The organism is Pseudomonas sp. NPDC078700, assembly GCF_044542375.1.
Lineage (GTDB): Bacteria > Pseudomonadota > Gammaproteobacteria > Pseudomonadales > Pseudomonadaceae > Aquipseudomonas.
This window is the reverse complement of sequence record NZ_JBITUI010000003.1, coordinates 495,991-521,427: the sequence shown is the minus strand read 5'-3', so window position 1 is coordinate 521,427 and position 25,437 is coordinate 495,991. Positions and strand designations below refer to the sequence as shown.

At 54.1% G+C, this 25,437-nt stretch carries 24 protein-coding genes and 1 pseudogene; 13 read left to right on the top strand and 12 right to left on the bottom strand.

All coding sequences use genetic code 11. The annotated features are described in order from the left end of the window. Nucleotides 1-5: 5 nt before the first annotated feature. Entirely contained in the window at nt 6-1,445 is a 1,440-nt protein-coding gene (locus ACIGCM_RS12770) for an MFS transporter (protein WP_397502427.1), read from the bottom strand. 845 nt (nt 1,446-2,290) lie between these two features. On the opposite strand from ACIGCM_RS12770, the gene ACIGCM_RS12765 reads away from it, so the two are divergent. After that, complete coding sequence (locus ACIGCM_RS12765) at nt 2,291-2,542, top strand: DUF2790 domain-containing protein (RefSeq protein ID WP_397502426.1); 252 nt, start codon at nt 2,291-2,293, stop codon at nt 2,540-2,542. Between the two features lie 173 nt (nt 2,543-2,715). Continuing rightward, the gene (locus ACIGCM_RS12760) at nt 2,716-2,922 is read left to right on the top strand and encodes a hypothetical protein (RefSeq protein ID WP_397502425.1); all 207 of its coding nucleotides are present in this window, start codon (nt 2,716-2,718) and stop codon (nt 2,920-2,922) included. A gap of 32 nt (nt 2,923-2,954) precedes the next feature. Here ACIGCM_RS12760 and ACIGCM_RS12755 read toward each other — a convergent pair whose 3' ends face one another. After that, on the bottom strand, nt 2,955-3,380 hold the full coding sequence (locus ACIGCM_RS12755; RefSeq protein ID WP_397502424.1) for a hypothetical protein: 426 nt from the start codon (nt 3,378-3,380) through the stop codon (nt 2,955-2,957). Nucleotides 3,381-3,510: 130 nt separating this feature from the next. On the opposite strand from ACIGCM_RS12755, the gene ACIGCM_RS12750 reads away from it, so the two are divergent. The 3 genes and pseudogenes from ACIGCM_RS12750 to ACIGCM_RS12740 all read left to right on the top strand — a co-directional run bounded on the left by ACIGCM_RS12750 (nt 3,511) and on the right by ACIGCM_RS12740 (nt 5,937). Beyond that, nucleotides 3,511-3,981: an Lrp/AsnC family transcriptional regulator gene (locus ACIGCM_RS12750; protein ID WP_397502423.1), complete on the top strand. Its 471-nt coding sequence runs from the start codon at nt 3,511-3,513 to the stop codon at nt 3,979-3,981. 398 nt (nt 3,982-4,379) lie between these two features. Beyond that, a pseudogene (locus ACIGCM_RS12745) lies at nt 4,380-4,577 on the top strand (aromatic ring-hydroxylating dioxygenase subunit alpha); the annotation flags it as partial. Between the two features lie 112 nt (nt 4,578-4,689). After that, on the top strand, nt 4,690-5,937 hold the full coding sequence (locus ACIGCM_RS12740) for a M24 family metallopeptidase (RefSeq protein WP_397502422.1): 1,248 nt from the start codon (nt 4,690-4,692) through the stop codon (nt 5,935-5,937). Between the two features lie 552 nt (nt 5,938-6,489). Here the strand turns inward: ACIGCM_RS12740 and ACIGCM_RS12735 are convergent. Next, nucleotides 6,490-7,386: a LysR family transcriptional regulator gene (locus ACIGCM_RS12735; protein ID WP_397502421.1), complete on the bottom strand. Its 897-nt coding sequence runs from the start codon at nt 7,384-7,386 to the stop codon at nt 6,490-6,492. A gap of 100 nt (nt 7,387-7,486) precedes the next feature. On the opposite strand from ACIGCM_RS12735, the gene ACIGCM_RS12730 reads away from it, so the two are divergent. From ACIGCM_RS12730 to ACIGCM_RS12715, 4 genes are all read left to right on the top strand, one after another. Then, on the top strand, nt 7,487-7,930 hold the full coding sequence (locus tag ACIGCM_RS12730; RefSeq protein WP_397502419.1) for a cupin domain-containing protein: 444 nt from the start codon (nt 7,487-7,489) through the stop codon (nt 7,928-7,930). An 86-nt stretch (nt 7,931-8,016) separates the two neighbouring features. Then, complete coding sequence (locus tag ACIGCM_RS12725) at nt 8,017-8,499, top strand: cupin domain-containing protein (RefSeq protein WP_397502418.1); 483 nt, start codon at nt 8,017-8,019, stop codon at nt 8,497-8,499. Continuing rightward, entirely contained in the window at nt 8,468-9,235 is a 768-nt protein-coding gene (locus ACIGCM_RS12720; protein ID WP_397502417.1) for a carboxymuconolactone decarboxylase family protein, read from the top strand. The genes ACIGCM_RS12725 and ACIGCM_RS12720 overlap by 32 nt, the downstream gene beginning before the upstream one ends. Nucleotides 9,236-9,482: 247 nt before the next feature. Further along, nucleotides 9,483-10,376, top strand: coding sequence for an aldo/keto reductase (locus tag ACIGCM_RS12715; RefSeq protein ID WP_397502415.1), 894 nt, complete (start codon nt 9,483-9,485; stop codon nt 10,374-10,376). Nucleotides 10,377-10,486: 110 nt separating this feature from the next. Here the strand turns inward: ACIGCM_RS12715 and ACIGCM_RS12710 are convergent, their stop codons facing one another. The 4 genes from ACIGCM_RS12710 to ACIGCM_RS12695 form a co-directional block, all read right to left on the bottom strand. Beyond that, complete coding sequence (locus ACIGCM_RS12710) at nt 10,487-11,710, bottom strand: MFS transporter (RefSeq protein ID WP_397502413.1); 1,224 nt, start codon at nt 11,708-11,710, stop codon at nt 10,487-10,489. A 177-nt stretch (nt 11,711-11,887) separates the two neighbouring features. Then, nucleotides 11,888-12,565, bottom strand: coding sequence for a DUF4405 domain-containing protein (locus ACIGCM_RS12705; RefSeq protein WP_397502412.1), 678 nt, complete (start codon nt 12,563-12,565; stop codon nt 11,888-11,890). Nucleotides 12,566-12,608: 43 nt separating this feature from the next. After that, nucleotides 12,609-13,073, bottom strand: a complete 465-nt coding sequence (locus ACIGCM_RS12700; RefSeq protein ID WP_397502411.1) for a cytochrome P460 family protein — start codon at nt 13,071-13,073, stop codon at nt 12,609-12,611. A 19-nt stretch (nt 13,074-13,092) separates the two neighbouring features. Beyond that, nucleotides 13,093-14,253, bottom strand: coding sequence for an alpha/beta hydrolase (locus ACIGCM_RS12695; protein ID WP_397502410.1), 1,161 nt, complete (start codon nt 14,251-14,253; stop codon nt 13,093-13,095). 145 nt (nt 14,254-14,398) lie between these two features. Here ACIGCM_RS12695 and ACIGCM_RS12690 point away from each other — a divergent pair, with 145 nt between their 5' ends. Next, on the top strand, nt 14,399-15,292 hold the full coding sequence (locus tag ACIGCM_RS12690) for a LysR family transcriptional regulator (protein WP_397502409.1): 894 nt from the start codon (nt 14,399-14,401) through the stop codon (nt 15,290-15,292). 60 nt (nt 15,293-15,352) lie between these two features. Here ACIGCM_RS12690 and ACIGCM_RS12685 read toward each other — a convergent pair whose 3' ends face one another. The 4 genes from ACIGCM_RS12685 to ACIGCM_RS12670 form a co-directional block, all read right to left on the bottom strand. Next, nucleotides 15,353-16,705: a c-type cytochrome gene (locus ACIGCM_RS12685; protein WP_397502408.1), complete on the bottom strand. Its 1,353-nt coding sequence runs from the start codon at nt 16,703-16,705 to the stop codon at nt 15,353-15,355. A gap of 17 nt (nt 16,706-16,722) precedes the next feature. Further along, nucleotides 16,723-18,969 carry a molybdopterin cofactor-binding domain-containing protein gene (locus ACIGCM_RS12680; RefSeq protein ID WP_397502407.1) on the bottom strand — a complete coding sequence of 749 codons (2,247 nt, stop codon included), beginning with the start codon at nt 18,967-18,969 and terminating at the stop codon, nt 16,723-16,725. After that, nucleotides 18,969-19,436, bottom strand: a complete 468-nt coding sequence (locus ACIGCM_RS12675; protein WP_397502406.1) for a (2Fe-2S)-binding protein — start codon at nt 19,434-19,436, stop codon at nt 18,969-18,971. The genes ACIGCM_RS12680 and ACIGCM_RS12675 overlap by 1 nt, the downstream gene beginning before the upstream one ends. A gap of 79 nt (nt 19,437-19,515) precedes the next feature. Next, a complete protein-coding gene (locus ACIGCM_RS12670) occupies nt 19,516-20,439 on the bottom strand; it encodes an AraC family transcriptional regulator N-terminal domain-containing protein (RefSeq protein WP_397502405.1) in 924 nt (307 codons plus the stop codon). Between the two features lie 160 nt (nt 20,440-20,599). On the opposite strand from ACIGCM_RS12670, the gene ACIGCM_RS12665 reads away from it, so the two are divergent. The 3 genes from ACIGCM_RS12665 to ACIGCM_RS12655 all read left to right on the top strand — a co-directional run bounded on the left by ACIGCM_RS12665 (nt 20,600) and on the right by ACIGCM_RS12655 (nt 24,533). After that, nucleotides 20,600-21,649, top strand: a complete 1,050-nt coding sequence (locus tag ACIGCM_RS12665; RefSeq protein ID WP_397502404.1) for an NAD(P)-dependent alcohol dehydrogenase — start codon at nt 20,600-20,602, stop codon at nt 21,647-21,649. Between the two features lie 405 nt (nt 21,650-22,054). Beyond that, nucleotides 22,055-23,686 (top strand): hypothetical protein, encoded by a 1,632-nt coding sequence (locus ACIGCM_RS12660; RefSeq protein WP_397502403.1) that lies wholly within the window; start codon nt 22,055-22,057, stop codon nt 23,684-23,686. A gap of 172 nt (nt 23,687-23,858) precedes the next feature. Then, on the top strand, nt 23,859-24,533 hold the full coding sequence (locus tag ACIGCM_RS12655) for an acetoacetate decarboxylase family protein (RefSeq protein ID WP_397502402.1): 675 nt from the start codon (nt 23,859-23,861) through the stop codon (nt 24,531-24,533). A 146-nt stretch (nt 24,534-24,679) separates the two neighbouring features. On the opposite strand, the gene ACIGCM_RS12650 is transcribed toward ACIGCM_RS12655, so the two are convergent. After that, nucleotides 24,680-25,435, bottom strand: coding sequence for an SDR family NAD(P)-dependent oxidoreductase (locus ACIGCM_RS12650; protein WP_397502401.1), 756 nt, complete (start codon nt 25,433-25,435; stop codon nt 24,680-24,682). Between the last annotated feature and the right edge of the window lie 2 nt (nt 25,436-25,437).

The following is a 25,437-nucleotide window of genomic DNA, read 5'->3' as shown; positions in this document are numbered from 1 at the left end:
TTGGTTTATGCCTTCCTCGCCAGCGTGCGACTGAGTTGCCTGTCTTCCAAACGCAAAGCGATCAGCAGCGGGATCAGGGTTATGCCTGCATCGATCAGCAAGAGGTGGTGGAAGGCTCGACTCAAAAGCTCATCGCTGAGAGTGACTTGAGCGTCTGGCAAGAGGTGCCAGAACAAGCTCGATAGCATGGCTGCGCCAACAGCACCGCCCAACCCTCTAAATAAACCACAGACGCCTGTTGCCGATCCAAGGTGCTGGATTGGCGCGGCGTTCTGCACAGCCACCAGTGAGGTTGGGAATTGCAGGCCCAGGGCGGTGCCGCAGAGCAATAGTATCGCCAGGGTCACAAACTCGTGCTGATTCGGCAGTAATGCCAGAAGAGCCAGGCTCAGTGGCAGCAACACGGCACCACTTAAAATCATAGGTTTATAGCGACCCAAATGAGCGCTCAGTTTGCCGCCAATAAAGGCACCCAATGGGGCACCAAAAGCGATTGCCATCAACTGTAAGGCACTACTTTGAATACCACCGGTGCCTTGGGCCTGGAGCGGGATAAGCACCCCTAGGCCGATGGCTTGGAAGCTGGCAAAAAACAGAATCAACCAGCCGGAGCGAATGGCTGGTATTTTTAGTAACTCAGGGGATATCAGCGGTTCCGGGGCACGATGCTGTTGCCACAGAAATAAAGCGGTTCCGACCAGTGCCAGTAGTAAAAAAACAGCGTTGTTGGCCGTCAGCCATTGCGGCTGTTGGCCGAGTTGGCTGATCAAAAACAACAGGCTGCCCAGCCCGACTATCAGCAAGGCGCTGCCTAGATAATCAATCTGCGCTTTGCGTCGGGTTTCGAGTAGGTTTGCCAGCCTTTGATGGCAGAGCCAGAGCGCCATAGCACCCAGTGGCAGGTTGATCCAAAATACCCAGCGCCATGACCAATTGCTGGTTAACAGGCCTCCGAGTAGCGGGCCAATCAGGCTGGCAAGGGCGAACATGCCACTAAACCATGCTTGGTAGCGGCCTCGTTCGGCGGGGGCAATCAAGTCGCCAATCAGGCCTTGAATAATTGCCATCAAGCCGCCTGCAGCTACACCTTGCAGCATCCGTGCGGCAACCAGTTGCGGCATGCTTTGAGCCAAGCCGCATAAACATGACGCCACAACAAACAGGATAATTGACACGCTGAGTAATCGGCGTCGTCCTAGCAAATCACCGAGCTTGCCGAAGATCGGTGTGCTGACTGTCATGGCCAGCATGTAGCCGGATACAACCCATGCCAGTAATTCCTTTCCCGATAATTGCCGGGCGATATCAGGCAATGCGACAGCCACGATCGTCTGGTCGAGTGCAGCCAGAAAAAGGCCAAGAATCAAACCGACTAGAACATGACGTAGTTGAGCTGGGCTTAACGGGACTCGCTCTGCCTGAGCAGGGTTAATCGGGGAGGTCATGCAATACATCCTTAAAGCTTACTGGCATTGATTGCCAGGCCCAGAAAATACCTGGTGCCTAGTGGCGCAAGATGGTTTACGGCGCGCATTGTAGTGGATTGTGATCACCCGCTTTTAGCTATTGCCAAAATTTCTGCTTTGAGATCTCTATTGCAAGCGGGTGTTTGAGGGGGGGCGTCAATGTCCGTGGCAATGAACCGCCCAGGCCGCCGCACTTCCTGCATGAGCCAGCGGTTTGTGTGCAGGTCGTTATCCTTGCCAGCGATGCTGGTGTTCCACCGTGGGCGATTTTCGCAACTGAGGGCGTGAAGGCTCAGCGACATGGCTACACCAAAGGCACCTAGCGTGAAGGCATCCGCGAGCAAGCTCGTAAAGCGGTGGCTACTCAGCGCTTTGCTCCGCCCGATGAGATCGACGTGTACTGCGCATTTACAGGCTGAGATCAGAGCGGCGCTTTGACCGGAATAACTCTGCTGCTGGGCGGTGGCAGCGACTCAGGTTTTTTGTGATCCGTGCTGGGGGACGACCTTCTTTTGTCCTCCTCTGTAATTTCATAGGGCCATCTAACTCTACTCACTGTACGCAGAGGAAAGAGCACAGGCTATTAGCGCTCCAATGGGAGGCAAGCACAAGCCATATAAATAGCCGATTTCTATCGGTGGTTTTTGGATGATTACCTTAAGCTATTCATCGCGCTAATATTTAGTACCGCTCTACTCAATTTCTTTAGCGCAGCAGCGGGTGTTTTGCTAGCTCCGTACCCGGCAACTACCGGCCTCAAACCTAAAAGTACGGCCCGCTAGCTGCCTGGATACAACCCTTTGATAAACTCAGGAGTGACCGACATGAAAGCAACCATCGCCCTCGCAGTAGCAGTATTGAGCCTGGCACCATCTGCCTTCGCCAGCAATTACGACCATCTCGAACTCGTTCAGTACAGCTACGACACCAAACTGGATGTGGCAAAAGTGATCTCGCTGACCGATGTCAGCCAAGAAAGAGGCGTGGTTCCTGTGATCATGATCTACAAAGACAGCCAGGGCGATGTACACAAAGTGCAGTTCCTACAGCTTGGCGGCCAGGACTCATCGGGTTAAGCCATGACTGAACACAAAACCGGAAGCCGAACGACAGACGTTTCGCTTCCGGTTTTTTATTGCCCGATAACTAAGTTGTGAACGTGGCAGGCCTTTAGAAACAGCGGACACGCTGTGCTTGTCACTCCTTACCTAAATTCGAGCCGTCCACACGGGCCGGTCTCGCTAGAAACATGACCGCTCATCAAGCAGAGCAAAGTTTATTGCCGACGTCCAATGAGCTCGATCCGCAGGGCGTCGCGAAGCTTAAAGACGTCGGCATGGATGTGACGGTGCTCAATGCAGGGGAGGTGCAGCTAATGCAGCCGCCGGTGCTCGCAGAATTCATCAAAACCACGCCAGATAGACAGGCGCTGGTTGATATGATCAAACAGCTTTAGCCTGTTCTTATCTGAGTAATTTCCTGCCTCATTCATCCTGCGATGAACTGGGATATTTGCTGTTCAACTTGGTGATTCTGCGTGGGATCGTAAGCATCAACTTGCGCCAATTTTTCTGCGAGGCCTAACTCGGTCTCCGCGGTGTTCTCTGACGCCAACTTCGTCATCTGCAGTTCTACCTGAAACACCGAGACCAGGGAACGCATCTTTTGTGCAATCACATTTGCCCGCTGCACGCTCAATCCCAACTGCTGAATGCTTACCTGCAAGCACCCATTGTGCTGGCAGGCGACAACGCTCAACGGCACCAATCCGAGCTGGGTGAAATAACTCAACAAACGGCAGAGTATTTCAGACTCAACTTCTGTTGTGATTACGAACGAGGCGTTGAGTGGCAAGTCCTGTCCCAGCGGGGCATCCGTATCCGCAAAAAGTACGGCAGCATTGAGTGAGTTCATAGTCTTTAGTGTCCAGCTGAAAGATATGACTAGTTTGGGGGCGGCTTTAAGAAAATTCTGGTCTTTAATTCACCTGTATGCAGTTTTTTTAAATAGACTATTCGTATGAATCTGCTTTTGGGGAATTTTTATGTCAGTCACTTTGGATGCATTTGATAAGCGCATTCTTGAGTTATTGCAGGTTGATGCGACCCTTTCCACGGGTGAAATTGCCGAGCGTGTCGGATTGTCTCAGTCACCTTGCTGGCGCCGCATTCAGCGATTAAAGGATGAAGGCGTGGTGCGTGCTCAAGTGATGCTCCTTGATCGCAAAAAAATCGGCTTACACACGCAAATATTTGCCCAAGTCAAACTCAATGCCCATGGTCGCTCAAACCTCACTGAATTCGCTGAGTCGATTCAGGGTTTTCCCGAGGTAATGGAATGCCATGTGTTGATGGGCTCGGTAGATTTCATGTTGCGCATTGTGACCTCCGATATCGAGGCGTACGAGCGTTTCTTCTTCGAGAAATTGTCTCTCGTCCCAGGCATTCAAGAGATCAACTCTACCGTTGCCCTATCAGAAATAAAGTCCACCACATCCTTGCCAATCCCTAGATAGATGGTGGGCATGTGTCACCGAGCAACTGGGGGAATGAATCGCCCCAAATTTCTTAGACACTTTCCAGGCTCGGTTGCGCTCGATGGCTAGCGCTACACCCTTACCACTGCCAATGCACAAGGTGGCAAGTGCCTCCACCGTCTCCCTTTCTTTGCGCCTCATCAGATTCTGCTGCATTACCAGCATCTGAAAGCGTTGATCAACAATCCTCGGGCATGGCGTGTGTGTCGCTCTGATGCATGAATTCAGCATGCTTGAGTTTATGATTAAAAATCATAAATCGTGATGTAAATATCGTTTGTCGAGCGATGCTCGTTTTCTCGAAACTCACTGCCAACGGACGATGTACGGTGAGCGTGCCGAACATTTCACCCCGTGCCCAGCAGGGGAAAGCAATAATGAGCAATACCGCCTTGCAACAAATTCCTGCGCAGCATCTGGAAACCGTACTTAACCCGATTCATCAAGCCACCGGGTTGAGCAATGAGTTCTATACCCATCAACATTACTTCGAATTGGAGCCTGACTAGGTGATGGGCAAAACCTGGGCCTGTGTCGGTTTTGCCTGCGACCTGACCAAGAGCGGCTCGGTCAGAGCACGCAGTGCGACAGAGCGATCTACGAGACTGAAATAGCCACGGCGTTGAATTGTCCATGAAACCCGAATTTGATCTTTCTTTCTCCTATTGCGATTAACGGAATCAACGTATGTTTGAAAATAAGAATAAATACCCTACTGGCGATCACTCCTCCCAACCCTTACACAACCCGGTCACTTTGGAAACACTGCAAGAGGCGCGTGCCTACCGCCTGCAACGGGTGCGCGATCAATTACTGGCGCGCGATTGTGCTGCCATCCTGCTCTATGATCCGGTCAATATCCGCTATGCCACTGACACCTCGAACATGCAGGTGTGGACCTTGCACAACTTCGCTCGTTACGCGTTGGTGTTTGCCAATGGGCCAGTGATCCTGTGGGAGTTCCACCGTTGCGAACACCTGCACGAGGGCATCAGTCTGATCGATGAAGTGCGCGAAGCGGTCAGTTGGAGTTATTTCGGCGCCGGTTCGCGGATATCCGAGAAGGCTGCCATTTGGGCCCGTGAAATCGTCGAGGTGGTGCGCGAGCATGCGGGTGCCAACGCGCGCCTGGCCGTGGACAAGGCAGACTTCGAAGGGCTTGAGCTACTCCAGGCTCAGGGGTTGAGCCTGGTCGAGGGGCACAGTCTGATGGAGGAGGCACGCAAGATTAAGTCAGCCGCCGAACTGGAATTGATGCGCTGGACCATCAAGGTGTGCGAGAAAGGCATCCAGCGCATGCATGATGAGCAGCGCCCGGGCATGACCGAGAACCAACTGTGGGCCTGGCTGCACTACGAGAACATCCGTCACGGTGGAGAGTGGATCGAAACCCGCCTGCTGGCCTCCGGGCCTAGAACCAACCCGTGGATGCAGGAGTCCAGCGATCGGGTGATGCAGGAAGGTGAAATCATTTCCTTCGACACTGATCTGATCGGACCCTATGGCTATTGCGCGGATATATCCCGCGCCTGGACCGTCGGTCACGTTGCCCCTACGACTGAGCAGCGCAAGCTGTATTCGCTGGCCCATGAACAGATTCAGCACAATATGGCGCTGTTGCGCCCTGGCCTGAGCCATCGCGAGTTCGTTCAGCGATCTTGGGATATTCCACAGCCTTATCAGCACAACCGATACTGCTGCGTCGTACACGGTGTTGGTTTGGCCGACGAATATCCGGCACTGGCGCATAAAGGTATTGCTTGGGAACGCAGTGGTTATGATGGTGTTTTCGAGGAAAACATGGTGATTTGCGTAGAAAGTTACATGGGCGAACGAGGAGGGAAGGAAGGTATAAAACTTGAACAACAAGTTTTAATTACCCAAAACGGCAGCGAGGTGCTTTCGCATTATCCGTGGCAGGAGGACTGGTTGTAAGTCGTGTGTTCATGTGAAATTTGGGAGTAGAAAGAGTGTATGTGGTCCGCTAGTTTCGATAGCTGTCTGTAGTGGATCGAGTGGTTGGCATATTTTGGCATCTAATACGCGCAGGTGTATGAAGTTCCACTCGCTGGGGCGCTCACAGAAAGTCTGTTCATCCTGATCTACTGAAGGGAACCCGCATGGATTCCCGAAATTCCGGTAGACGTAATGTCCTACATGCGAAGTTGCACCGAGGAAGATACGTACAACGACTAAGTACAGCGTACAAACAAAAGCCCCCCGAAACGCTAAGAATTTCAGGGGTTTAAGTATTGAATAGTGGCGGGAAGATAGGGATTCATACCCCGCAGCCAGCTTTGACAGTCCGCTCAAGGCCACTGAAAGTGGGTGTTTAAGGATATTCGGGGGATTGGAGCGGGCTGCATAGCCCTGCGGTTTTTCTTAAACCCTGTATGCGTAATCTACGTCAATTATCTGCGCTTATACCTACCTAATAACGCTAGGCTAGTGATGAGTTCAATGTTTGCCTCTAAAGCCCCTAGCGACTCAACTGGATACAATACGCAGGTGATCCACTACCACGCGAAATGCCGCTGTTTGTTGACGGCGGCTTGGGTAATACAAGTGGTAGCCTGGAAAGGGGTCAGACCACTGTGTCAGAATTTCTCGCAATGAGCCGTCATCCAAATGAGGCTGAACTTGGCTGTTTGATAGCTGCGCAATGCCAACGCCAGCAAGGCAAGCATCAAGAATCTGCAGCACGCTGTTCATAATTAATGGGCCTTTAACCCGAACTCGGAATTCATTCTCGCCACTGCCGAATTCCCATGCATAAAGACCTCCATGGGTGGGTAGGCGCAAATTAATACAACGGTGAGCGGCCAAGTCCTCCGGTCGCTGTGGCGTGCCATGCTTGGTTAGATAGCCCGGTGTTGCCACTGTCACCATGCGCATTTCCGGCCCTATAGGCATGGCCACCATGTCCGCATCGATGATACCGCCGAGTCGGACTCCCGCATCGAAGCGTTCGGCGACAATATCGGTGAGCCCGTAATCGGTGATTAGCTCTACGGTCACGTCAGGGTAGGCACCCAATATGGGCAATAGCTTGGGCCACAAAACATAACGTGCGGCAAACTCATCAGCGGTAATCCGCACGGTGCCGGCTGGGTGTTGACGCAGGTCAGAAACGGCACCGAGATGACCTTCGATCTGATCCAGCAGTGGGGCTATCTCGTTCAATAGCTTCTCGCCTGCTTCGGTGCGCGTCACGCTGCGGGTGGTACGTGTCAGCAGCCGCACACCCAGTCTCTCCTCTAAGCCGCGTATGGTCTGGCTCACCGCTGAAGGGGAAACGCTCAAGCGGGCTGCTGCGCGGGTGAAGTTCCCCTCTTGCGCTACCGTTACAAAGACAACGAGATCGTCCATTCCGCTAACAAACATTATTAAGCTCAGCTTCATACCGAATTCTATATTTTGCGTATACACGAAGTAATTGCAAGCGGTTACATTTTCCGTATAGCAACCGATTGAGGAAATCGACATGAGTGACACCGAGCTGGCCAACGCCGATATGCAAGTTCACCGAGCAGGCTCGTCACAGGCCATCGAAGGGCCGCGTGACTGTTTCACCGGTCGGGTGCGCATCGACCGTATTTTTACCGCACCGGCTCCTGCTCGAGTTGGTGTTGCAGTGGTCAACTTCGAGCCGGGTGCGCGCACCAACTGGCACACTCATCCACTGGGCCAAGCTCTGCTCGTTACCGATGGGGTGGGCTGGACTCAATGCGAGGGTGGGCCAAAAACCGAAATCCGCTCCGGCGATCTAATCTGGTGCAACTGCGGACGTCGCCACTGGCATGGCGCTACTGACACTACGGCCATGCAGCACGTAGCCATCAATGAATACCTTGATGGCAAGCCCGTTGACTGGTTGGAGCCGGTAACTGACGAAGTCTTTCTCGCCGGGCCTGTGAAGAAAGACTGACTTGATCCCCTTTGAAAAGCTGCAAAAGTTGTTACGCGCTGTACTGCAATAACCTATCGAACTGACACATCAACAAGGTGAACTGCATGAATACACACGTCTTGAAAATGGCATTCTGCATGGCTGGTCTGCAGGCCACCTTGGCTTTTGCCGAGAGCGAACAGCAGATCGTTCGGGCGGGCGAGCAGGCATCAATTCCCGGCCCTGAGCAGTTCTTCACCGGACGCGCACGCATCGATCCGCTCTGGCCTGCCGATGAGCACATCAACACGTCCGGTGCGCTGGTTACTTTTGAGCCCGGCGCTCGCTCCGCATGGCACACCCACCCGGCAGGCCAGCGTCTTGTGGTCACCTCGGGCGTAGGCCTGACTCAGGAAGTCGGCAAGCCGATCCAGGTGATTCGCCCCGGCGATGTGGTCTGGTGTCCGCCGGGTGTTAAGCATTGGCACGGTGCGGCAGCGAAGACGGCGATGACGCACATCGCGGTTACAGCCACTCTCGATGGTAAGAATGTTAACTGGATGGAGAAAGTGACCGATGAGCAGTACGACCAAGCACATCAAGAGTAAGTCGAACTTGGCCATCGGTGCACTCACCTTAGCCTTGGGGCTAGGCGAACTTAACCAGACAGCCACTGCTCAGGAGAATCAGAACATGACAGCATCCACCTCGGCCAGCATCAGCGATACCCTCAATGCTCGTCAGCAAGCGATCGTACCGGTTGCTGCCTTTGCAGCCGTTGGTGACATCGCCGGACTTAACGCGGCACTCAATCGAGGCTTAGATGCCGGGCTGACCATCAGCGACGCCCGCGAAATTTTGGTCCAGCTTTACGCATACGCTGGCTTCCCGCGCAGCCTCAATGCATTGTCTGAGCTGATGAAAGTCGTGGAGGCTCGCAAGGCCAAAGGCATTAAGGATGAGCCCGGCAGCGAGCCCAGCCACCCTGCGCCCAAAGGTGATGCATTGCTGGCTGTTGGCACTGCAAATCAGACCAAACTGTCTGGTTCACCGGTTGAGGGCCCGTTGTTTGACTTTGCCCCAGTGGCCAACGAATACCTTCGCACCCACCTGTTCGGCGATATCTTCGAGCGTGACAACCTTGACTGGCAGAGCCGCGAGTTGGCCACCGTGAGCATGCTCGCGGCGCTACCCGGTGCCGAGCCGCAGCTACAGGCACATATGCGCATCAGCATGAATACAGGGCTCAGCGCAGCGCAACTTCGCCAACTGACCGAGGTATTAGCTGAACACGTCAGCGATGAAATGGCCGGGCGTGCGCGGCAAGCGCTTGAGCGCCAGTAAGCAGTATCAAGCCTCCAGCAGTGAGTTCAACTGGAGGCTTTCCTTTAGCTCGGCGTCAGCTTCTAGCCAGAATGTTCTCAGGCGGGAGCAACAGCACGAGCCGCGACCTAAATATCTAAGTTCGCCTCAATCAACCTGACGCAGCACTTAATCGCCTTATCTGAACGTGTTGATCGTTGAGGCGTGCTTGCGCGTTGGTATTCAGCGGCCGGTAACCCCAAGCTAGTCACCAGAAGAGAGAGTTAACATGTCAGCGAAAAGCGCTGTAATCAAATTGAATAACGGCCTCGAAATGCCCATGTTGGGACTTGGCGTTTACGAAGCTTCACCAGAAGAAACAGTAAGTGCAACTCGCGCCGCTATCTCTGCGGGATACCGCCTCATTGATACAGCGAAAGCCTATCGCAACGAAGCACAAGTGGGAGAAGGCTTGCGAATGAGCGGGATCGACCGCTCAGAATTATTTGTGACAACCAAACTGTTCAATTGCGACTATGGCTACGACAGTGCATTACGGGGATTTGATGAAAGTCTTCAAAAGCTGGGCCTTGAGTACTTGGATCTATACCTGCTTCACTGGCCGACGCAAAATTGGCAGGCAACCCTTCAATCATGGAAGGCGCTGGAACGACTACTTTCGGAAAAACGAGTCAGGTCCATCGGCGTCTGCAATTTCCTGGAAGGCCACTTGGACATGCTGCTGTCTGAAACCCAGATTGTCCCGGTAATCAATCAGATTGAACTGCATCCTTACTTCAACCAGAAATCACTTATTCGCAAGAACAAGGATTTGGGAATCGTAACTGAGGCATGGTCGCCAATCGGTGGAGTCAAAAATTATGGTAGCTGGGACCAATATGGTGGAGCGAAGGATCCGCTGGCCGAACAAGCAATCATCGCGATAGGTCAGGCTCACGGTAAGACTCCAGCCCAAATCATTCTTCGGTGGCACATCCAGAATGGAGTGGTCGCTATCCCCAAGTCGACCAATGCAGAGCGCATTGCTCAGAATATCGATATTTTCGACTTTGCTTTGACCGCCCAGCAGATGGCGCAGATCGATGCATTGGAGGCGGGGATGCGGGCAGGTCCCCACCCGAAGGATGTCGACACCGACAGTTTTGCCGAGCATGTGCGCTAACCGCTTCGGTTGCTTACGTTAAGTTTATTCAAGGGCTGCATTGCAGCCCTTTTTTGAGCATTATTTCAGGTAGACATAGCGTCTATGTCAGACCTGACTCGCCGAGGACCTCATGCTGCTTGAGTTTGTTGTGAACGAGAGGTCACAAAGGTAAGCACAGCGGCAATCAACAGCACGATCGAACTTGCAATGAATGTGCTTTGATAACCGCTTGTATCAAATAGAACCCCTCCCAGCGTTGAGCCGAGTGCAATGCAAAGTTGAATCACGGCGACCATAAGTCCACCGCCGGCTTCCGCGTCATCAGGCAAAGCTAGGGCGACCCAGCTCCACCATCCGACGGGGGCCGATGTCGCCAATAGCCCCCAAAGGCCTAAAAGCACCGCCACCGGAACAACCCACGCCCCCAGCATAATCAGTGATACGGCGATTGCCGCCATCAAGCATGAGATTACGATGATTGTGCTGTAAAGCCCGCGTTTAAGGAAAATGCCAATCAGAGCAGTTCCAATGAAACCTGCCACACCAAGTACCAGTAGGATTAACGAGAGCGTGGGAGTGCCGACATGCGTCACCGTTTCGAGAAATGGCCGCACATAGGTGAACAGCGCAAATTGCCCCATGAAAAAAGCGCCGCTAGCTGCCATACCCAAAGCCACGTCCTTTCTTTTAAGTAATTTGAAAACATTCTTGGACTTAGAGCGCGCCGTTGAGGTTTTCATGGAGGGCAGGCTGATCCACTGCCATGCCAGAACGATGATCGCGGTAGGAACCAACGCAAAGAAAGCGCCGCGCCAACCCACTATGGACCCTAGATAACTTCCGAGGGGAGCCGCAATTACAGTAGCGAGAGCATTACCGCTGTTGAAGATTGCTAACGCTTTGGGCACCTGGTCTGAAGGCACCAAACGCATGGCTGTAGCAGCCGACATCGACCAGAACCCGCCGATTACGACACCGATGAGTGCACGTCCCGTCATGTAGATGAGGTAGTTCGGCGCCAGCGCGACAATTACGCCTGATATGCCCATTAGCACAGTGAAACCGAGCAGCATGGGCTTGCGGTCAAGGTCGCCGGCGATCCAAGTGATCAGCAGGCTCGTGATTACGGCAAATGCCCCTGAGATGGCAATGCCTTGGCCAGCCATTCCTTCGCTGATACCAAGGTCGGTTGCGATCGGTGTCAACAGGCTTACTGGCATGAATTCGGAGGCTATGAGCGCAAAGACACAAAGTGTCATTGCGTACACAGCACTCCAGTGAGCTTCCTGAGTTTGGGCGTTTTTGGACGCAGAGAGAGCGCCATCAGCGGCTGTGCTGGGGGTATCGATCATAATAAAACCTGTGACTGTATATAGTTTTGCCCATCCTGAAGACCGCCCCATTCAACGAACGGTTACGGTGAAACAATAGGCGTTTGTACGAGAGCGAAACTCCGGGTAGTTCAAAGCTACAAGGGGCGTCGTTTGAAAAAAGTTGGCAGCGTTTTGAAGGCAGTCTTGCTCGATTCTTCAATCAACCATGCGGCGGTGGCGCCAATATGCCATTAGGTAGTACGTGGCAATCGCCGGGAGTGCGAGGACACTGGCCCAATGCCCGAAAAATGGCGCGACAGAGGTCTTGAAGTTCCAGACATCGAGGCTGTAAGTGAAGGTGATCTTGGTCCAGATATCGAGTACTGAAAAGCTCCAGATCCCAAGACCAAAAACCAACACCACTGCTATACGAAGCGCCAGATTTTGGATTGCCCCATCGGCTGACAACCCTAGTCCTGAGCGGATTGATGTGATCACTCTTGGCCAATGGAGGCCAAGGTGGATGCCGACCAAAATCATTACCCAGTAGGCCGAGAACCAATGAATCTCTCGCAGGTAAATACTGTCTGGGATCGGCAGCGCACTGAACAGTGATTTAGAGATCACAATGCTAGTCACCAGTAGGATCGTCATGTTGATGATCAGCAGCATATGCAGCGCCACAATGACGGAGCGGCGGCGATCATATCGTCCCTTGAGTAAACGCTTGAACCAGACACGGTTCTGCACAATGTGCCACGCTAGCAACCCGAACAGCGCTGTGCCGAAGATCTCGTGCGGTACGTTTTCCAGCCACCAATAAGCGAGCGAGAGCAAAAGGAAGATTGCCATTGCGCCCGGCAACAGTAGACGTGAGACAAGGGAAGACTTCACCACGAGATGCGTCCTTTATCCGGCGTGGATAGCTGGTCAGCGATCAAGGCGTGAAGCTCCTTGCATCGTTGTAAGTGAACATGTATTGCCGGCTTTGACGGGACTGATGACAGGAGTAACAGCGTGCGGGACTTTCATCGTCAGTTTTGAGTTCACGCTCGGGCGTGTAGGCTTGATATGCCCAATCGTCCGGGCCGTCGCCTTGTTTTTCGGCTACCAAATAACGGGCGAGAACGTCATGTTGGTGGTCTACCAAAACGATATGAGTTCCGGTCGGAATGGGTTGCCCAGCTTGAATAGCATCAATGGCCGTCTGAGTGGTGAGCATATGCTCGCGCGTTACACCACGGCGAACCGTGGTGTAGTGAACGAGCGACTCAAGATCAGGAAAGCTTGCTGTCTCCGTATTGGCAAACGCCAACGATGGAACTGCGGCCATCGGGAGGGCGATGTAGGGCAGCGCGCCCATGAACGCAGATAACGTTAAGCTTCTGATTTTCGTCTTCATCGCCAGCTCGCTCTAGTATTTACGCCAAATTCTTCTGGAAAAAAGCCGTCAGTTTATCGAACGGAATTTTGTCCATTTGATCGTACAGATCAACGTGGTCTGCATTGGGCACGATCAGCAGTTCCTTAGGCTCGGAAGCTACCTTGATCACGTCTTCGGAGTAATAACGCGAATGGGCATTTGCGCCCGCGATGAGCAGAATTGGCCGCGGGGAAATCATCTCTATGTTCGCGTACATAGGGAAGTTGAAGAACGACATTGGGGTCGTCGCTGTCCATGCCGTTGATGAGTTGATTCCTCTGGGGTGGAAGCCACGCGGGGTCTTGTAATAATCAAAGAATGAGAGCAAAACCGGGTCTGGGTTTTCAGGTAGCGTTTCGGGCAGTACACGCTGGCCTTGAATAATATTGCCCTTATCGTCAAACGGCACTTCGTGATAGCCCAGTGCGTATTTGCCGCTCTCTGCATCTTTCCAGCGCTGTTCAGCCAAATAGTCCAGGACCTTATGGCGCTGCTCCATGGTGTAGCTGTCTTTGTAGCTGCGGCTCATGCTACGGGACATGTCATACATAGAGGCCGTCGCTACCGCTTTGATGCGCGAGTCGCTTGTGGCTGCGGTTAATGCCATACCGCTGTAACCACAGATACCGATGACGCCGATGCGGTTACGGTCAACGTTGGACTGCAAGCCGAGAAAATCTACCGCGGCGCTAAAATCTTCGGTGTTGATGTCTGGCGAAGCCACATTGCGCGTCTCACCGCTGCTTTCACCTGTAAATGACGGGTCAAAGGCCAGCGTCACAAAGCCACGTTCGGCCATGGTTTGCGCATACAAACCCGATGCTTGTTCTTTAACTGCGCCAAAAGGGCCGCTTACGGCAAGAGCAGCGAGCTTGCCACTGGCATTCTTCGGTATGTAGAGGTCTGCCGCCAAGGTGATTCCGTAACGGTTTTTGAAGGTGACCTTCTTATGATCGACCTTGTCACTTTTACGGAAGGTCTTATCCCATTTGCTGTCGAGTTTCACCTCTGACTGAGCAAAGGCCGAGCCACTAGGAATAAAGGCGCTTACGCCGATGGCAGCAAGTCCAGTACCGGTCATTTTCAACATGTTGCGCCGACCCATATCGGTTTCAAGCGCATACTGATGATCGAGGGTCTGTTCGTTTAATACTGTCATGGAGGTCTCCTTAGAGTTAAACCGCTGGCGATGCTCGACTGACGGCTAAGGTGCATTTTCCTCGTTATACAGCTAGGCTACTAGCTACTAAATAAGTAACAGCCTTATAAGCTGTACTAATTAATTGTTTGTGCGAGACTGGGGCATGAATAAACGTAACTTCAATGATCTAGTTGCATTCGTGACTGTCGCCCGGGAAGGCAGTTTCACTCGGGCCTCGGCGGTGCTGGGTGTTACACAATCAGCCCTGAGCCAGACCATCAGTGGCTTAGAAACTCGGTTAAAGATTCGCTTGCTCACCCGCACAACACGCAGCGTTTCGCCCACCGTAGCAGGCGAAAAGCTGCTTAACGCCATCGGCCATCGATTTGATGAGATTGAGGCAGAGCTAGACATTCTGACCGAGATGCGTGACAAGCCAGCAGGGACCGTACGGATCACCAGCGGTGATCACATATTGCGTAATACCCTTCTGCCCAAGCTAACGCCGCTTATGCTCGAATACCCAGATATCAACATTGAGTTCGATGTGAGTTATGGCTTTCGCGACATCGTGCAAGATCGTTTCGATGCAGGTGTGCGTATGGGCGATACCATTGATAAGGACATGATCGCCGTGCCAATTGGCCCCCAATTGCGCATGGCTGTGGTTGCTTCACCCGATTATTTTGCGCTTAACCCTAAACCAAAATCCCCGCGCGATCTGTTGAAGCACAGGTGCATCAACCAGCGCATGCAGACCTCTGGGGGGATTTATGTCTGGGAGTTCCAGCGACGTGGGCGCGAGTTGAACGTCCGTGTGGACGGCCAAGTCGTCTTCAACACCTCGCCTAATATTGTCGATGCGGCACTGGCCGGACTCGGCATCGCCTGGCTACCAGAAGAAGAGTTTGCGCCGCACATCGAGCAAGGACGCTTGATTCGAGTCTTGGATGAATGGTGTCCTTCCTTTCCCGGTTATTTCCTTTACTACCCAAGCCGGCGACAACCATCCCCAGCCTTCACGCTCGTAGCGCAAGCACTGCGCTACGAGCGTTGATGCAGGCGAATTCTCAGCCTGTTGGTGGGCGATAGATCAACACGTCCATCAGGTGCGTGGTTAACGCATTTGTAAAATGATCGGACTGCTGCTGGCCGGGTCAGTGCGCTCACGCAGTTCGTTTACCGCCTGAGCGTCTACCGCTGGACTCTGGTTCCCCCAGGTGCTTTTCACAAAGGTCAGCACGTCTGCAATCTGCTGATCGGACAATTGTTGCCTGAATGCCGGCATTCGGTATGCGTCCGGCACACCTGCCATAACAACACGCTGTGACCCATTCAACGTGATGTTAATTGCCGACGCGCTTTCTTTGGTCAGCGCAGACGTGGCACCTGCAAGCGGGGGGAAGGATTCCGGCTGACCTTGGCCGTCAACCCCATGACAGGACGCGCAATGGGTGACATAGGTGCGCGCACCGGGTGTATCCAGCTTCGTTGCTGCAGATACAGCCTGATATTGCCAAGGTGCACCGTCGCGCTGACTATCGCCGGGTAGCGACTTTAGGTAGTGGGCAATGGCGGCCAAGTCGTTATCGCTCATGAACTGCGTGGAGTTGTTGAATGCCTCGGTCATTGATCCGAATACAACGGCGTGTTTGTTGCGACCAGTCTTAAGGAACTGCGCGATTTCCGGCTCGCTCCAGCGTCCTAGACCGGTGTTGTGATCAGTGCGCAGACTCGGGGCGTACCAGCCGTCGAGTAAGGCGCCGGAGACAAATGCTGCGCCGGATTCGTCTAGCGCTTTCTCATTGAATGCCAACCCCCGTGGCGTGTGGCAACTGCCGCAGTGCCCCGGACCTTGAACCAGATAGGCACCACGATTCCACAGTTCATCTTTTTCAGATTTCGTTTCGTAGGGTGTGCTGTCGGTGAACACAGCATTCCACAGCGCGATTGGCCAACGCATGTTGAGCGGCCAGGGAATTGAACTGGCAATATTGGCTTGCTTGACTGCAGGCACGCCTTTCATGAAAAAGGCATAGAGGGCGTGAACGTCGTCATCCGTGAGCTTGGCGTATGAGGGGTAGGGCATCGCCGGATAAAGGCGACGGCCACCCGGCGCTACACCGTGGCGCACGGCTCGGTCGAACTCGGCCAGGCTGTATCTGCCAATTCCGGTCTCATCGTCTGGGGTGACATTGGTGGCGTGGATGGCTCCCAGCGGTGTGGCCATTTCCAAGCCCCCCGCAAAGGGCTTACCACCCGGCACGCTGTGGCAAGCGACGCAGTCACTGAGGCGGGCAACGTACTCGCCACGGCTGACGAGCCCCTCGTCGATGTCATTGACGGTCGTCTGGTCGCCTTCCAAAGGCGAGGCGGGCTCGCGATTGACATACCAAACTAGCAGGGCTGCCGCGACTAGGCACGGCACGGCCAGCCAGCCAGCGGTTCTTACGAATCGGCTGTTGTTCATGGGCACTCCAGTGCGGGTCAGCTAAATGAATGTCGGCTCAAAGGGATGCTGCGCACGCGCTTACCGGTTAATGCCGCCACGGCATTAACCACTGCTGGTGCAACTGCCGGCAACGGTGGCTCTCCGACGCCGCCCATTTTTTCACCACTTTCGACAACCCGAACATGGACTTGAGGCATGCGCGACGGTGGCAGAATTGGATAGAGATCGTAGTTACGCGCACGGGGCATGCCGTCCACATAAACCGATTCCTCCACCAGTGTTTGCGATAAGCCCAATGCAACCGCACCTCTGACCTGAGCATCAACAATCGCCGGGTTGACGATGCTCCCTGGATCGATCGCCTGCCAGATGTCGTGCACCTTGACCTGGTTGTTCTCGATCGAAACTTCCGCGATCACCGCTGTATGTGTTCCGAACGGAGACGCCATGGCAACGCCGCGCGCCCGCTTGCTGCCATCCTCAGCGGTGAACGGTCCTCGTTTCCAGCCGCCCGACAATTCACCAACGGCATTGAGTAATGTCGTCAGGCGTTGGTTGTCACGCAATAGATGCAGGCGCAACTCGAAAGGGTCCTTGCCGCCTTTTTCGGCGAGTTCGTCCAAGAAGGACTCATAGAAAAAGTCATTCAATGAATTGCCCACAGACCGCCAATAACCCAGCATGACCGGGCCTTTAACATAGATCTGGGCGATTCGTTTGTTGGGTATCGCGTACGACTTACCGGCCAGTCCTTCAAGCGCAGTCGGGTCGAGACTGTCACCTTGCTTGCCGGCAATGCCTTCTGTTGGTCCTTCTGTTGCACTTACTGCTTCGATTGTTGTTGGCCAGCCTTCGTCGTCCAGCGCGCCGCGAAAGTTGACCGCAGCAACGGGGCGCAGCACATCGCGTAGAAACTCTTCTTCGCGGCTCCAGATCATCTTCACCGGACGCCCGACAGCCTTGGCTAATGCGATGGCTTGCGGGTAAGGACTGGCTGAGTCATACAGAAAATGCCGCCCGAAGAAACCGCCGAGCATGGGTGAATGCACGGTGATCTGTGCCTGGTTGAGGCCGGTGAGCTTGGCAATGTCCCCACGAAACATGTCCGGTGCCTGGTTTGGTAGCCAGACATCGAGTGTACCCTCTGGATTGAATCGGGCGAGGGCAGAAGGGGGCTCAAGTTGGCCATGATTCAGGTATTGGTTATGGTAGGTGGCTTCGATCTTGGTTTTGGCGTTGCTCAGTGTATCCGCTACCCTTCCTTCGTTTTCAGCATCACGGGCCGGACCTTTCACGGATGCCAGTTTTTTGAAGTACTCATCACTGGAGAAATCCGCTGGCATGGGCCGTACTTTGCTGTCAGCCGCGGGCTCTTGCCAGTCGACCTGAACCGCCTCTACTGCCCTTTTGGCGTGCCACCAGCGCTCAGCCACCACGGCTACTGCACCTGGCAGGCGGTGAACTGAATGCACGCCTTTCATAGCCTTAACCTGTTCTTCATTGCGCAGGTTGCCCACGGTCATGCCCAAGCGCGGAGCATGCTGAACAGCGGCGTGAAGCATACCGTCGACTTTTAAATCGATGCTGTAGAGTGCCTTGCCGGTGGATTTGTCATAGGCATCCAGGCGTTTTACGGGTTTACCGATCCAGCGGAATTGGCCGGGATCACGCAGTTTCACGCTGGCAGGATCTGGCACGGGCAGGTCCATGGCGCGCTCCGCCAGTTCGCCGTAAGCGATGGAGCGACCGGACGCGGCATGCACCACTTTGCCTGGCTCAGTGGACAGTTCACTCACTGGCACGCCGAGTTTCTCCGCTCCCGCCTGTAGAATCATGGCTCGGGCCAATGCTCCCAAACGGCGCATGGTGGGGTAGGACATTCGTACGGACATGCTGCCGCCGGTGATACGCATGCCGTTATCCAGTACCACATACTCTTCGCCAGCTGGCGCTGCCTCGACGAAGAAGTGCGCCGGGTCGACATCCAGCTCCTCACCGATGATTTGCGCCATGGCGGTGAACGTCCCCTGACCACCTTCCATGAATGGACACAAAAAATGCACGCTGCTGTCGGGTCGAATCTCCAGAAAGACCGGTACTTGTGTTCCTCGTTGAACGGTCGCAGCGGCTGCCTGCACGCGAGCCGATCCAAGTGGTAACCCAAGGCCCAGCACCAGAGCGCCCACGGCAGTGCCCGTGAGAAAACGGCGGCGGGACAGATTGACAGGGTCTGTGAGCGACAGCGTGGACAGGTCTTTAGCCGCATCGATAGGGGTGCGCATCAGACGTTCTCCTTCTGTGAATCTTGACCCGCAAGATCGTGAATCGCAGCGTTGATGGCGTTGTAGGTGCCACAGCGGCACAGGTTAGTCATTGCCGCTTGAATCTGCGCGTCACTGGGCTTGGGATTTTGTTTGAGCAGCGCGGTGGCCGCCATCACTTGTCCAGACTGGCAATAGCCGCATTGAGCAACTTGCTGATCAACCCAGGTTGTAACGACGCGCTTGCCCACTTCATCTGATTCGATGGCCTCGATCGTCGTTATTTCGCGGCCGACAACTCCAGCCACTGGCATGACGCAAGAGCGCACCACGTTGCCGTCTACCAAGACCGAACAGGCACCACATTGTGCCAGTCCACAACCGTATTTGGTGCCGGTCATACCCAGGTCATCGCGGATCACCCAAAGTAAGGGCGTGTCTGCATCGGCATCGACTTGATAGATCTTTTGATTGATTCGTAATTCCATGTCTCACCCGCTAATCATCGGTTGATAGGCATTGTTATAATTGGCGACGCGCTTCTTGGCTCGGCTGTTGACCCGGCTATTACATTTGTGCGCGGATACTTTCATAGGGTTTGCTTCGCACGCTGGCGATGTCACGGCTGGGGGTGACCCCAAACATTCGCCCGTATTCACGACTGAATTGCGAAGGGCTTTCGTAGCCGACTGCAAAGGCGGCTCGTGAAACATCCAGATGCTCGTTGAGCATCAGGCGGCGCGCTTCATTGAGGCGCATCCACTTCTGGTATTGCAGCGGGCTCATGGCGGTGAGCTGACGAAAATGGTGATGAAATGTCGGCGCGCTCATTTGTACTTTGGCGGCCAGTTCATCGATACGCAGCGGCTGGGTAAAATTGGCCTTGAGCCAGTCAATTGCTTTGGCGATGCGATAGCCTTGCCCATCAACGGCCGCAATCTGTCGCAGCCGCGGCCCTTGATCACTGCTCAGCAGGCGGTAGTGAATTTCGCGCAGGATCAGCGGCGCAAGTACCTGAATGGCATCAGGCTCATCGAGCAAACTTACCAGCCGATCGACTGCCCCTTCCAGCGCCGCGCTCATGTTTGCGATCCCGACCCCTTTACCCACGGCTCGCTCGCGTGTGGCTGGAAGACCGATTTCGGCGATCACCTCTGCCAGTATTGAGATGTCCAGTTTCATCACCAATCCAACGCATGGGTGCTCGTTACTTGCGGTCACCACTTCTGAGTTGGCGGGCAGATCCAGTGATGTAATGACGAAATTCGATGGGTCATAGCTGTAACCTTCGCCGCCGATCCATAGCCTTTTCTCGCCTCGGGCCACCAAAATTAGGCTCGGCTCAATCATGCAAATAACTGGCGGTGCTGCTTGTTCACGGCGAAATAGCGTAACGCCCGATATCGGCGTCTCGATGTCTCCGGGCTGATGTATTCGACGGGCAATATTCGATGCCAGCATCGTTGTCTGGCTATCACGGTTGTGAGTCATGGTGACGTACTCCTGATAACCGAACTCTAGCCCGCGCTGAAAGCGTTTACTAACACTCGACTGCATCCTCAGCGGATTGGGCAAGTATTCAATAGGAATGCGCTAGGGAAGGGGCACCTCGTACCCTGACAATGGCTCGAAATGTAACAGGAGATATCAAATGCAAGTAGCTGCCTATGGTGCCCATGCGGGTGATAAGCCTCTCGAATCACTGCGCATCACTCGCCGCGAACTAAGCGCCGAGGATATTCGGATCGACATCGCATATTGTGGCGTCTGTCACTCTGATCTCCACCAAGTTCGAGCCGAATGGGAAGGTACACAGTTTCCCTGCGTGCCGGGTCACGAGATTGTGGGGCGCGTTGCGGCAGTTGGGCCGAATGTCACCAACTTCGCACCGGGTGATCTAGTCGGCGTCGGCTGCATCGTCGACAGTTGCAAGCATTGTGAGGAGTGCGATGCAGGTCTGGAGAACTACTGCGATGACATGGTCGGTACCTACAACTTCCCCACGCCAGATGCTCCGGGTTGGACGCTCGGGGGATACTCCCAGGCAATTGTGGTTGATCAGCGCTACGCGCTGCGCATTCGTCATCCCGAGGCACAGTTGGCGGCCGTTGCACCATTGTTATGCGCGGGCATCACAACTTGGTCACCTCTTAGGCACTGGAAGGCTGGCCCCGGTAAAAAAGTAGGCGTGGTCGGGATCGGTGGTTTAGGCCACATGGGTATCAAATTGGCTCATGCACTGGGTGCCCACGTTGTGGCGTTTACCACCTCCGAGTCCAAGCGCGATGCAGCTAAAGCACTGGGGGCAGACGAAGTTGTAGTCTCGACCGATGCAAAACAGATGGCCGCTCACCTGAAGAGCTTCGATTTGATTATCAATACTGTCGCCGCGCCTCACGACCTGGACGCGTTGCTGGTACTGATTAAGCGTGACGGCGCGATGACCTTGGTAGGCGCACCCGCGTCGCCGCATCCATCGCCTAACGTGTTCAACCTGATCATGAAGCGCCGCACGCTCGCCGGTTCGATGATTGGCGGTATTCCCGAGACTCAGGAAATGCTCGATTTTTGTGCCGAACACGGCATCGTTTCGGACATTGAGCTGATTAGTGCTAATCAAATCAATGACGCCTACGAACGCATGCTCAAGGGCGACGTCAAATACCGTTTCGTGATCGACAACGCCACACTAGCCGATTGAGGTTCTCCAGTTCGGGCTTTGCTCGCAGGGATTACCTTTTTGTGATCAACCGCGGGCGGCCTGAGAATAATCGGGGGCAGACCACGATATTGATGTTGCTAACCGTCCGCTTCTGGCCGACTCCTGTTTGTTGTAATCGGCAGTTATCGGCCGAGGCTGTGTAAAAACGCTCGCTCAATTTCGAGGTTCACGTTGCTACGTGAAATCTTCGGAAATTTTCCTCGCTGGCCCGGCTGGAATTCGCGAGGGAGCGCGGAATTTGCTCGTTTTCTGAGCAGCGTTCATTCTCGAAAACGTTTTTACACGGTCTGGGCCAAAAGCGGACGTTTAGATCGAAGTTTGCGCCGGATCGCGTTGTCTACTTTACTCTTAGCGCATTGGACGCAGGAACTTAACGGAGACACTATGGACCCTAAGCAGCGCGCAAACTTCACCCGACGGCAGTTTATCCAAACGTTTGCGGCAGCAAGTGCTTTAGGCTCTCTTGGCTTTCATCCACTTAGTTGGGGGGCGGCTGCTGATAGCTGGGACGAAGGTCAGCTCAAGCACATCATTCCCGCCGCCAACCATGAGCGGTTTCTAATCAAGACTTCATTCAAACAAGCGCTTGGGTTCACGCCACGCTTGATGGTGGATGGCAAACCGGTAAGTGGCATCAAAACTGATATTGCGGGACGTTTTTGGCGGTTCGACGCATCAACGCTTAAACCCGACACGCGCTATGAGTTGCAGATTACGGACCCAGCAGGTAAAGCCCTATGCGGCACTTGGCCGCTGAAAACCTTCCCAGCCCCAGACGCCCGCCCGGAGCACCTACGCATTCTTTCCTACACCTGCGGCGGCGGTTATGACAGCGCGCCACTGCACGGTAAAACCACGTTTCTCGACATGGCGGTGCGCAAGCGTTTGTTGGCACGCGGTATGTCTCATGCACCGGATATCGTCATCGCCAATGGCGACCATATTTACTGGGACTTGACGACAACCTTTGCCAAGGTCGCCCCGGACTACATGAAGAAGGAAATGTGGGGCAAATTCGGCGAGCTGGATATCAGTGTGCCGATGATGCATCCGAAGAATGCTGAAACCTTTATGAAAGTCTGCGACTACCAAATTGCGGGGCTTTACGGCACGACACTGCGCTCCACTCCCGCCTACTTCCCTACAGACGACCACGACCTGTTTGAGAACGATGAGTACGACGCCATCAACGTCACGCTACCGACCGATACCTATGGCTTGCTCGGAGCGGAACAGACCCAGCAGTTGTATTACCCAGAGTACCTACCTGACGCCAATCGGCCGGTCTGGTTGCCCGGTGGTGACAGAGCCGGTATGGCGCCCGATACCAATATGACCTTCGGTACGTTGCGCTACGGCTCATTGCTAGAGGCTGTCATGTACGACTGCCGCCGCTATGTGAACTACAAGGGCGACCACGCTCAAGTTATTCCCCAGTGGGTGGAGGACTGGCTGATAAAGCGCACGGTGACCGAAGACACCAGCCACTTTTTACATGTACCGTCACTGCCGTTCGCCTACTCCTCGGGCAAGCTGGGCGACTGGTATCCCGATCTGCTCGATGCCAAATCCGGGAAGATGGTTCTGTATGAAGAAAAGCCTGGGTGGCAGCGCGGTTGGTTCGGCCAGCACCAGCGCTTGATAAGTGCCATCGCGTCTCAAGAGAAGCGGGCACCGGCGATTATTCAAGGTGATTTCCACGCATCGTCTGCTGGCAGAATCCACCGTAGCGGCGAGTTGCATTTGCCACGGTCAGTCGATGTAGTGCTCACCGGCACATTAGGTACAGGTGACCTGGTATTCCCATCCTCTTTTCGCGCTGTGGAATCTAAACCTTCGCAGTTAATCGGCATGGAGGAGGCCCTGAAAATTACCGAAAAGAATGGCTTCAGCATTATCGACATCACACCAGACAAGATGACCTTCACCATGTACATGTACCGCCCACCGCAAGATGCGGCAGAGATCGACACCATGAAACCGGCCTTCGTCTACGAGATTGCACGTAAGGCCTGAGTGCACTGATAGCGGGTCAATTACATTGATTCGCTCAACGCTGGAGAAAGTCATGTCGAAGCAGTACGCAACGCCTCTGTCACCACGCGGCCTATCGAGCATCACGCCCGCACCTCCCTGGCACTACTCTGGCGACTTCTTGATGGTGGAGTTTTGAGCCAACCCGGCAGCTTTGGCGGCGACTTTGCCAGAGAGCCTTACTCTCGACCCGGACTCAAAGGGACATGCCGCTGCGCTATTCTTTGATTGGCAGTTTACCGGTCAGAACGATGAATTTCTTGACCCTGCACGATATCAATATCGCGAGTTTTTTATCCTAGTGGACGCACTGCACCAGGGAAAACCAGTTTCCTATTGCCCCTACATTTTTGTCGATAATGATTCGGCAATGATGCGCGGGTTGATTCAGGGGTTTCCCAAGCGAATGGGCGAGGTTCATCTTTCTCGTGCATTTACTGCTCCAGGCCCCGCGGCGTCTCAGGTCGCTGTTGGGGCTAGGTTCGCAGCTACGGCATCGTCAGCCGGACAACGCTTGGCACACGCCGAAGTCAAACTGACCGAGAAACTTGAGGATCTGTCCAAACTTGGCTTGAGCGCTCGACCCATCGTCAACATGCGTCACTTTCCCCGCCTCGCAGCCGGGCAACATGACAATCCTGCCGTGCATGAACTCGTGATGGCTATAACGGACAACACGCAGCTGGTTGAAGTGTGGACCGGCGAAGGGCAGCTCACCCTGCCCATCGTAGATCGCGAAGAGGTTTCAGACTTGGCTCCGGTACGGGTTGGCGCTGGCTTCCGGGCCTCTATGTCCTATACCGTGACGGATCTCAAGATCCTGGTGTAATTGGTTCAACTCCATGGACATTGAAGGACTGTTTTTGGTCAATTTCAGCCTGTAGTGAAGGTCTGCTTTTGGCAGAAAGCTGCCAGCCAGCATTATCAAAATTGTGATTTGCCTCCTTTGTTTCTTCGCAGAGAGAGCAGATCCAGTTAGCTTGCAGTCCAGCCGCCGTCAATAACGAGGTCTGCTCCGGCCATAAAAGCTGAGTCATCTGAGGCAAGAAATGTAGCCGCGGCCGCGATATCTTCCGGGCGTCCAAGTCGCTTGAGCACTGTTTTGCTTTCAAACGATTTACGCATTTCTTCTGGGTTGCTGCTGCTGGCAAAAACATCTTCTAGTAATTGTGTGGCAACTGGCCCGGGGCATAAGCAATTCACCCGAATCCCTTGGGGGCCATGGTCTATTGCCAGTGCCTTGCTCAACATCACCACGCCACCCTTTGATGCACAATACGCCGCCACACCGGCCTCGCCGACTAAGCCAAGCTCAGAAGCTATATTTATAATTACGCCTTTTTTTTGCTGCTGCATGAGCGGGATTACTGCCCGTGCGCAGAGAAAAACCCCTTTGAGATTGACGCTCATCAGGTAGTCCCATTCAGACTCGGTCGTATCCACAACTGTCTTGGCAAACTCGACACCGGCATTATTGACCAATATATCAATGCAACCGAACTCACTGGTCGTCTGTTGAATAAGCGCTTTTACGTCAATGTCGCTGCTGACATCAGTCTTAACGTAAATGGCTCGGCAGGTCGCAGTGCTCAACGTCTTGGCTTGTTCGCTGGCATCCACTATATCGGCCAGTACAACCTGAGCACCTTCACTAATAAATCGTTGTGCAATAGCGTACCCGATGCCGCGGCTGGCCCCTGTTACGATCGCTACTTTATTGCTTAATCGCATGA

Bases quoted from the DNA above. Each gene is read 5' to 3' on its own strand.
- ACIGCM_RS12770 (WP_397502427.1), bottom strand. From the start codon at position 1,445: ATGACCTCCCCGATTAACCCTGCTCAGGCAGAGCGAGTCCCGTTAAGC.
- ACIGCM_RS12765 (WP_397502426.1), top strand. From the start codon at position 2,291: ATGAAAGCAACCATCGCCCTCGCAGTAGCAGTATTGAGCCTGGCACCA.
- ACIGCM_RS12760 (WP_397502425.1), top strand. From the start codon at position 2,716: ATGACCGCTCATCAAGCAGAGCAAAGTTTATTGCCGACGTCCAATGAG.
- ACIGCM_RS12755 (WP_397502424.1), bottom strand. From the start codon at position 3,380: ATGAACTCACTCAATGCTGCCGTACTTTTTGCGGATACGGATGCCCCG.
- ACIGCM_RS12750 (WP_397502423.1), top strand. From the start codon at position 3,511: ATGTCAGTCACTTTGGATGCATTTGATAAGCGCATTCTTGAGTTATTG.
- ACIGCM_RS12740 (WP_397502422.1), top strand. From the start codon at position 4,690: ATGTTTGAAAATAAGAATAAATACCCTACTGGCGATCACTCCTCCCAA.
- ACIGCM_RS12735 (WP_397502421.1), bottom strand. From the start codon at position 7,386: ATGTTTGTTAGCGGAATGGACGATCTCGTTGTCTTTGTAACGGTAGCG.
- ACIGCM_RS12730 (WP_397502419.1), top strand. From the start codon at position 7,487: ATGAGTGACACCGAGCTGGCCAACGCCGATATGCAAGTTCACCGAGCA.
- ACIGCM_RS12725 (WP_397502418.1), top strand. From the start codon at position 8,017: ATGAATACACACGTCTTGAAAATGGCATTCTGCATGGCTGGTCTGCAG.
- ACIGCM_RS12720 (WP_397502417.1), top strand. From the start codon at position 8,468: ATGAGCAGTACGACCAAGCACATCAAGAGTAAGTCGAACTTGGCCATC.
- ACIGCM_RS12715 (WP_397502415.1), top strand. From the start codon at position 9,483: ATGTCAGCGAAAAGCGCTGTAATCAAATTGAATAACGGCCTCGAAATG.
- ACIGCM_RS12710 (WP_397502413.1), bottom strand. From the start codon at position 11,710: ATGATCGATACCCCCAGCACAGCCGCTGATGGCGCTCTCTCTGCGTCC.
- ACIGCM_RS12700 (WP_397502411.1), bottom strand. From the start codon at position 13,073: ATGAAGACGAAAATCAGAAGCTTAACGTTATCTGCGTTCATGGGCGCG.
- ACIGCM_RS12695 (WP_397502410.1), bottom strand. From the start codon at position 14,253: ATGACAGTATTAAACGAACAGACCCTCGATCATCAGTATGCGCTTGAA.
- ACIGCM_RS12690 (WP_397502409.1), top strand. From the start codon at position 14,399: ATGAATAAACGTAACTTCAATGATCTAGTTGCATTCGTGACTGTCGCC.
- ACIGCM_RS12685 (WP_397502408.1), bottom strand. From the start codon at position 16,705: ATGAACAACAGCCGATTCGTAAGAACCGCTGGCTGGCTGGCCGTGCCG.
- ACIGCM_RS12680 (WP_397502407.1), bottom strand. From the start codon at position 18,969: ATGCGCACCCCTATCGATGCGGCTAAAGACCTGTCCACGCTGTCGCTC.
- ACIGCM_RS12675 (WP_397502406.1), bottom strand. From the start codon at position 19,436: ATGGAATTACGAATCAATCAAAAGATCTATCAAGTCGATGCCGATGCA.
- ACIGCM_RS12670 (WP_397502405.1), bottom strand. From the start codon at position 20,439: ATGACTCACAACCGTGATAGCCAGACAACGATGCTGGCATCGAATATT.
- ACIGCM_RS12665 (WP_397502404.1), top strand. From the start codon at position 20,600: ATGCAAGTAGCTGCCTATGGTGCCCATGCGGGTGATAAGCCTCTCGAA.
- ACIGCM_RS12660 (WP_397502403.1), top strand. From the start codon at position 22,055: ATGGACCCTAAGCAGCGCGCAAACTTCACCCGACGGCAGTTTATCCAA.
- ACIGCM_RS12650 (WP_397502401.1), bottom strand. From the start codon at position 25,435: ATGCGATTAAGCAATAAAGTAGCGATCGTAACAGGGGCCAGCCGCGGC.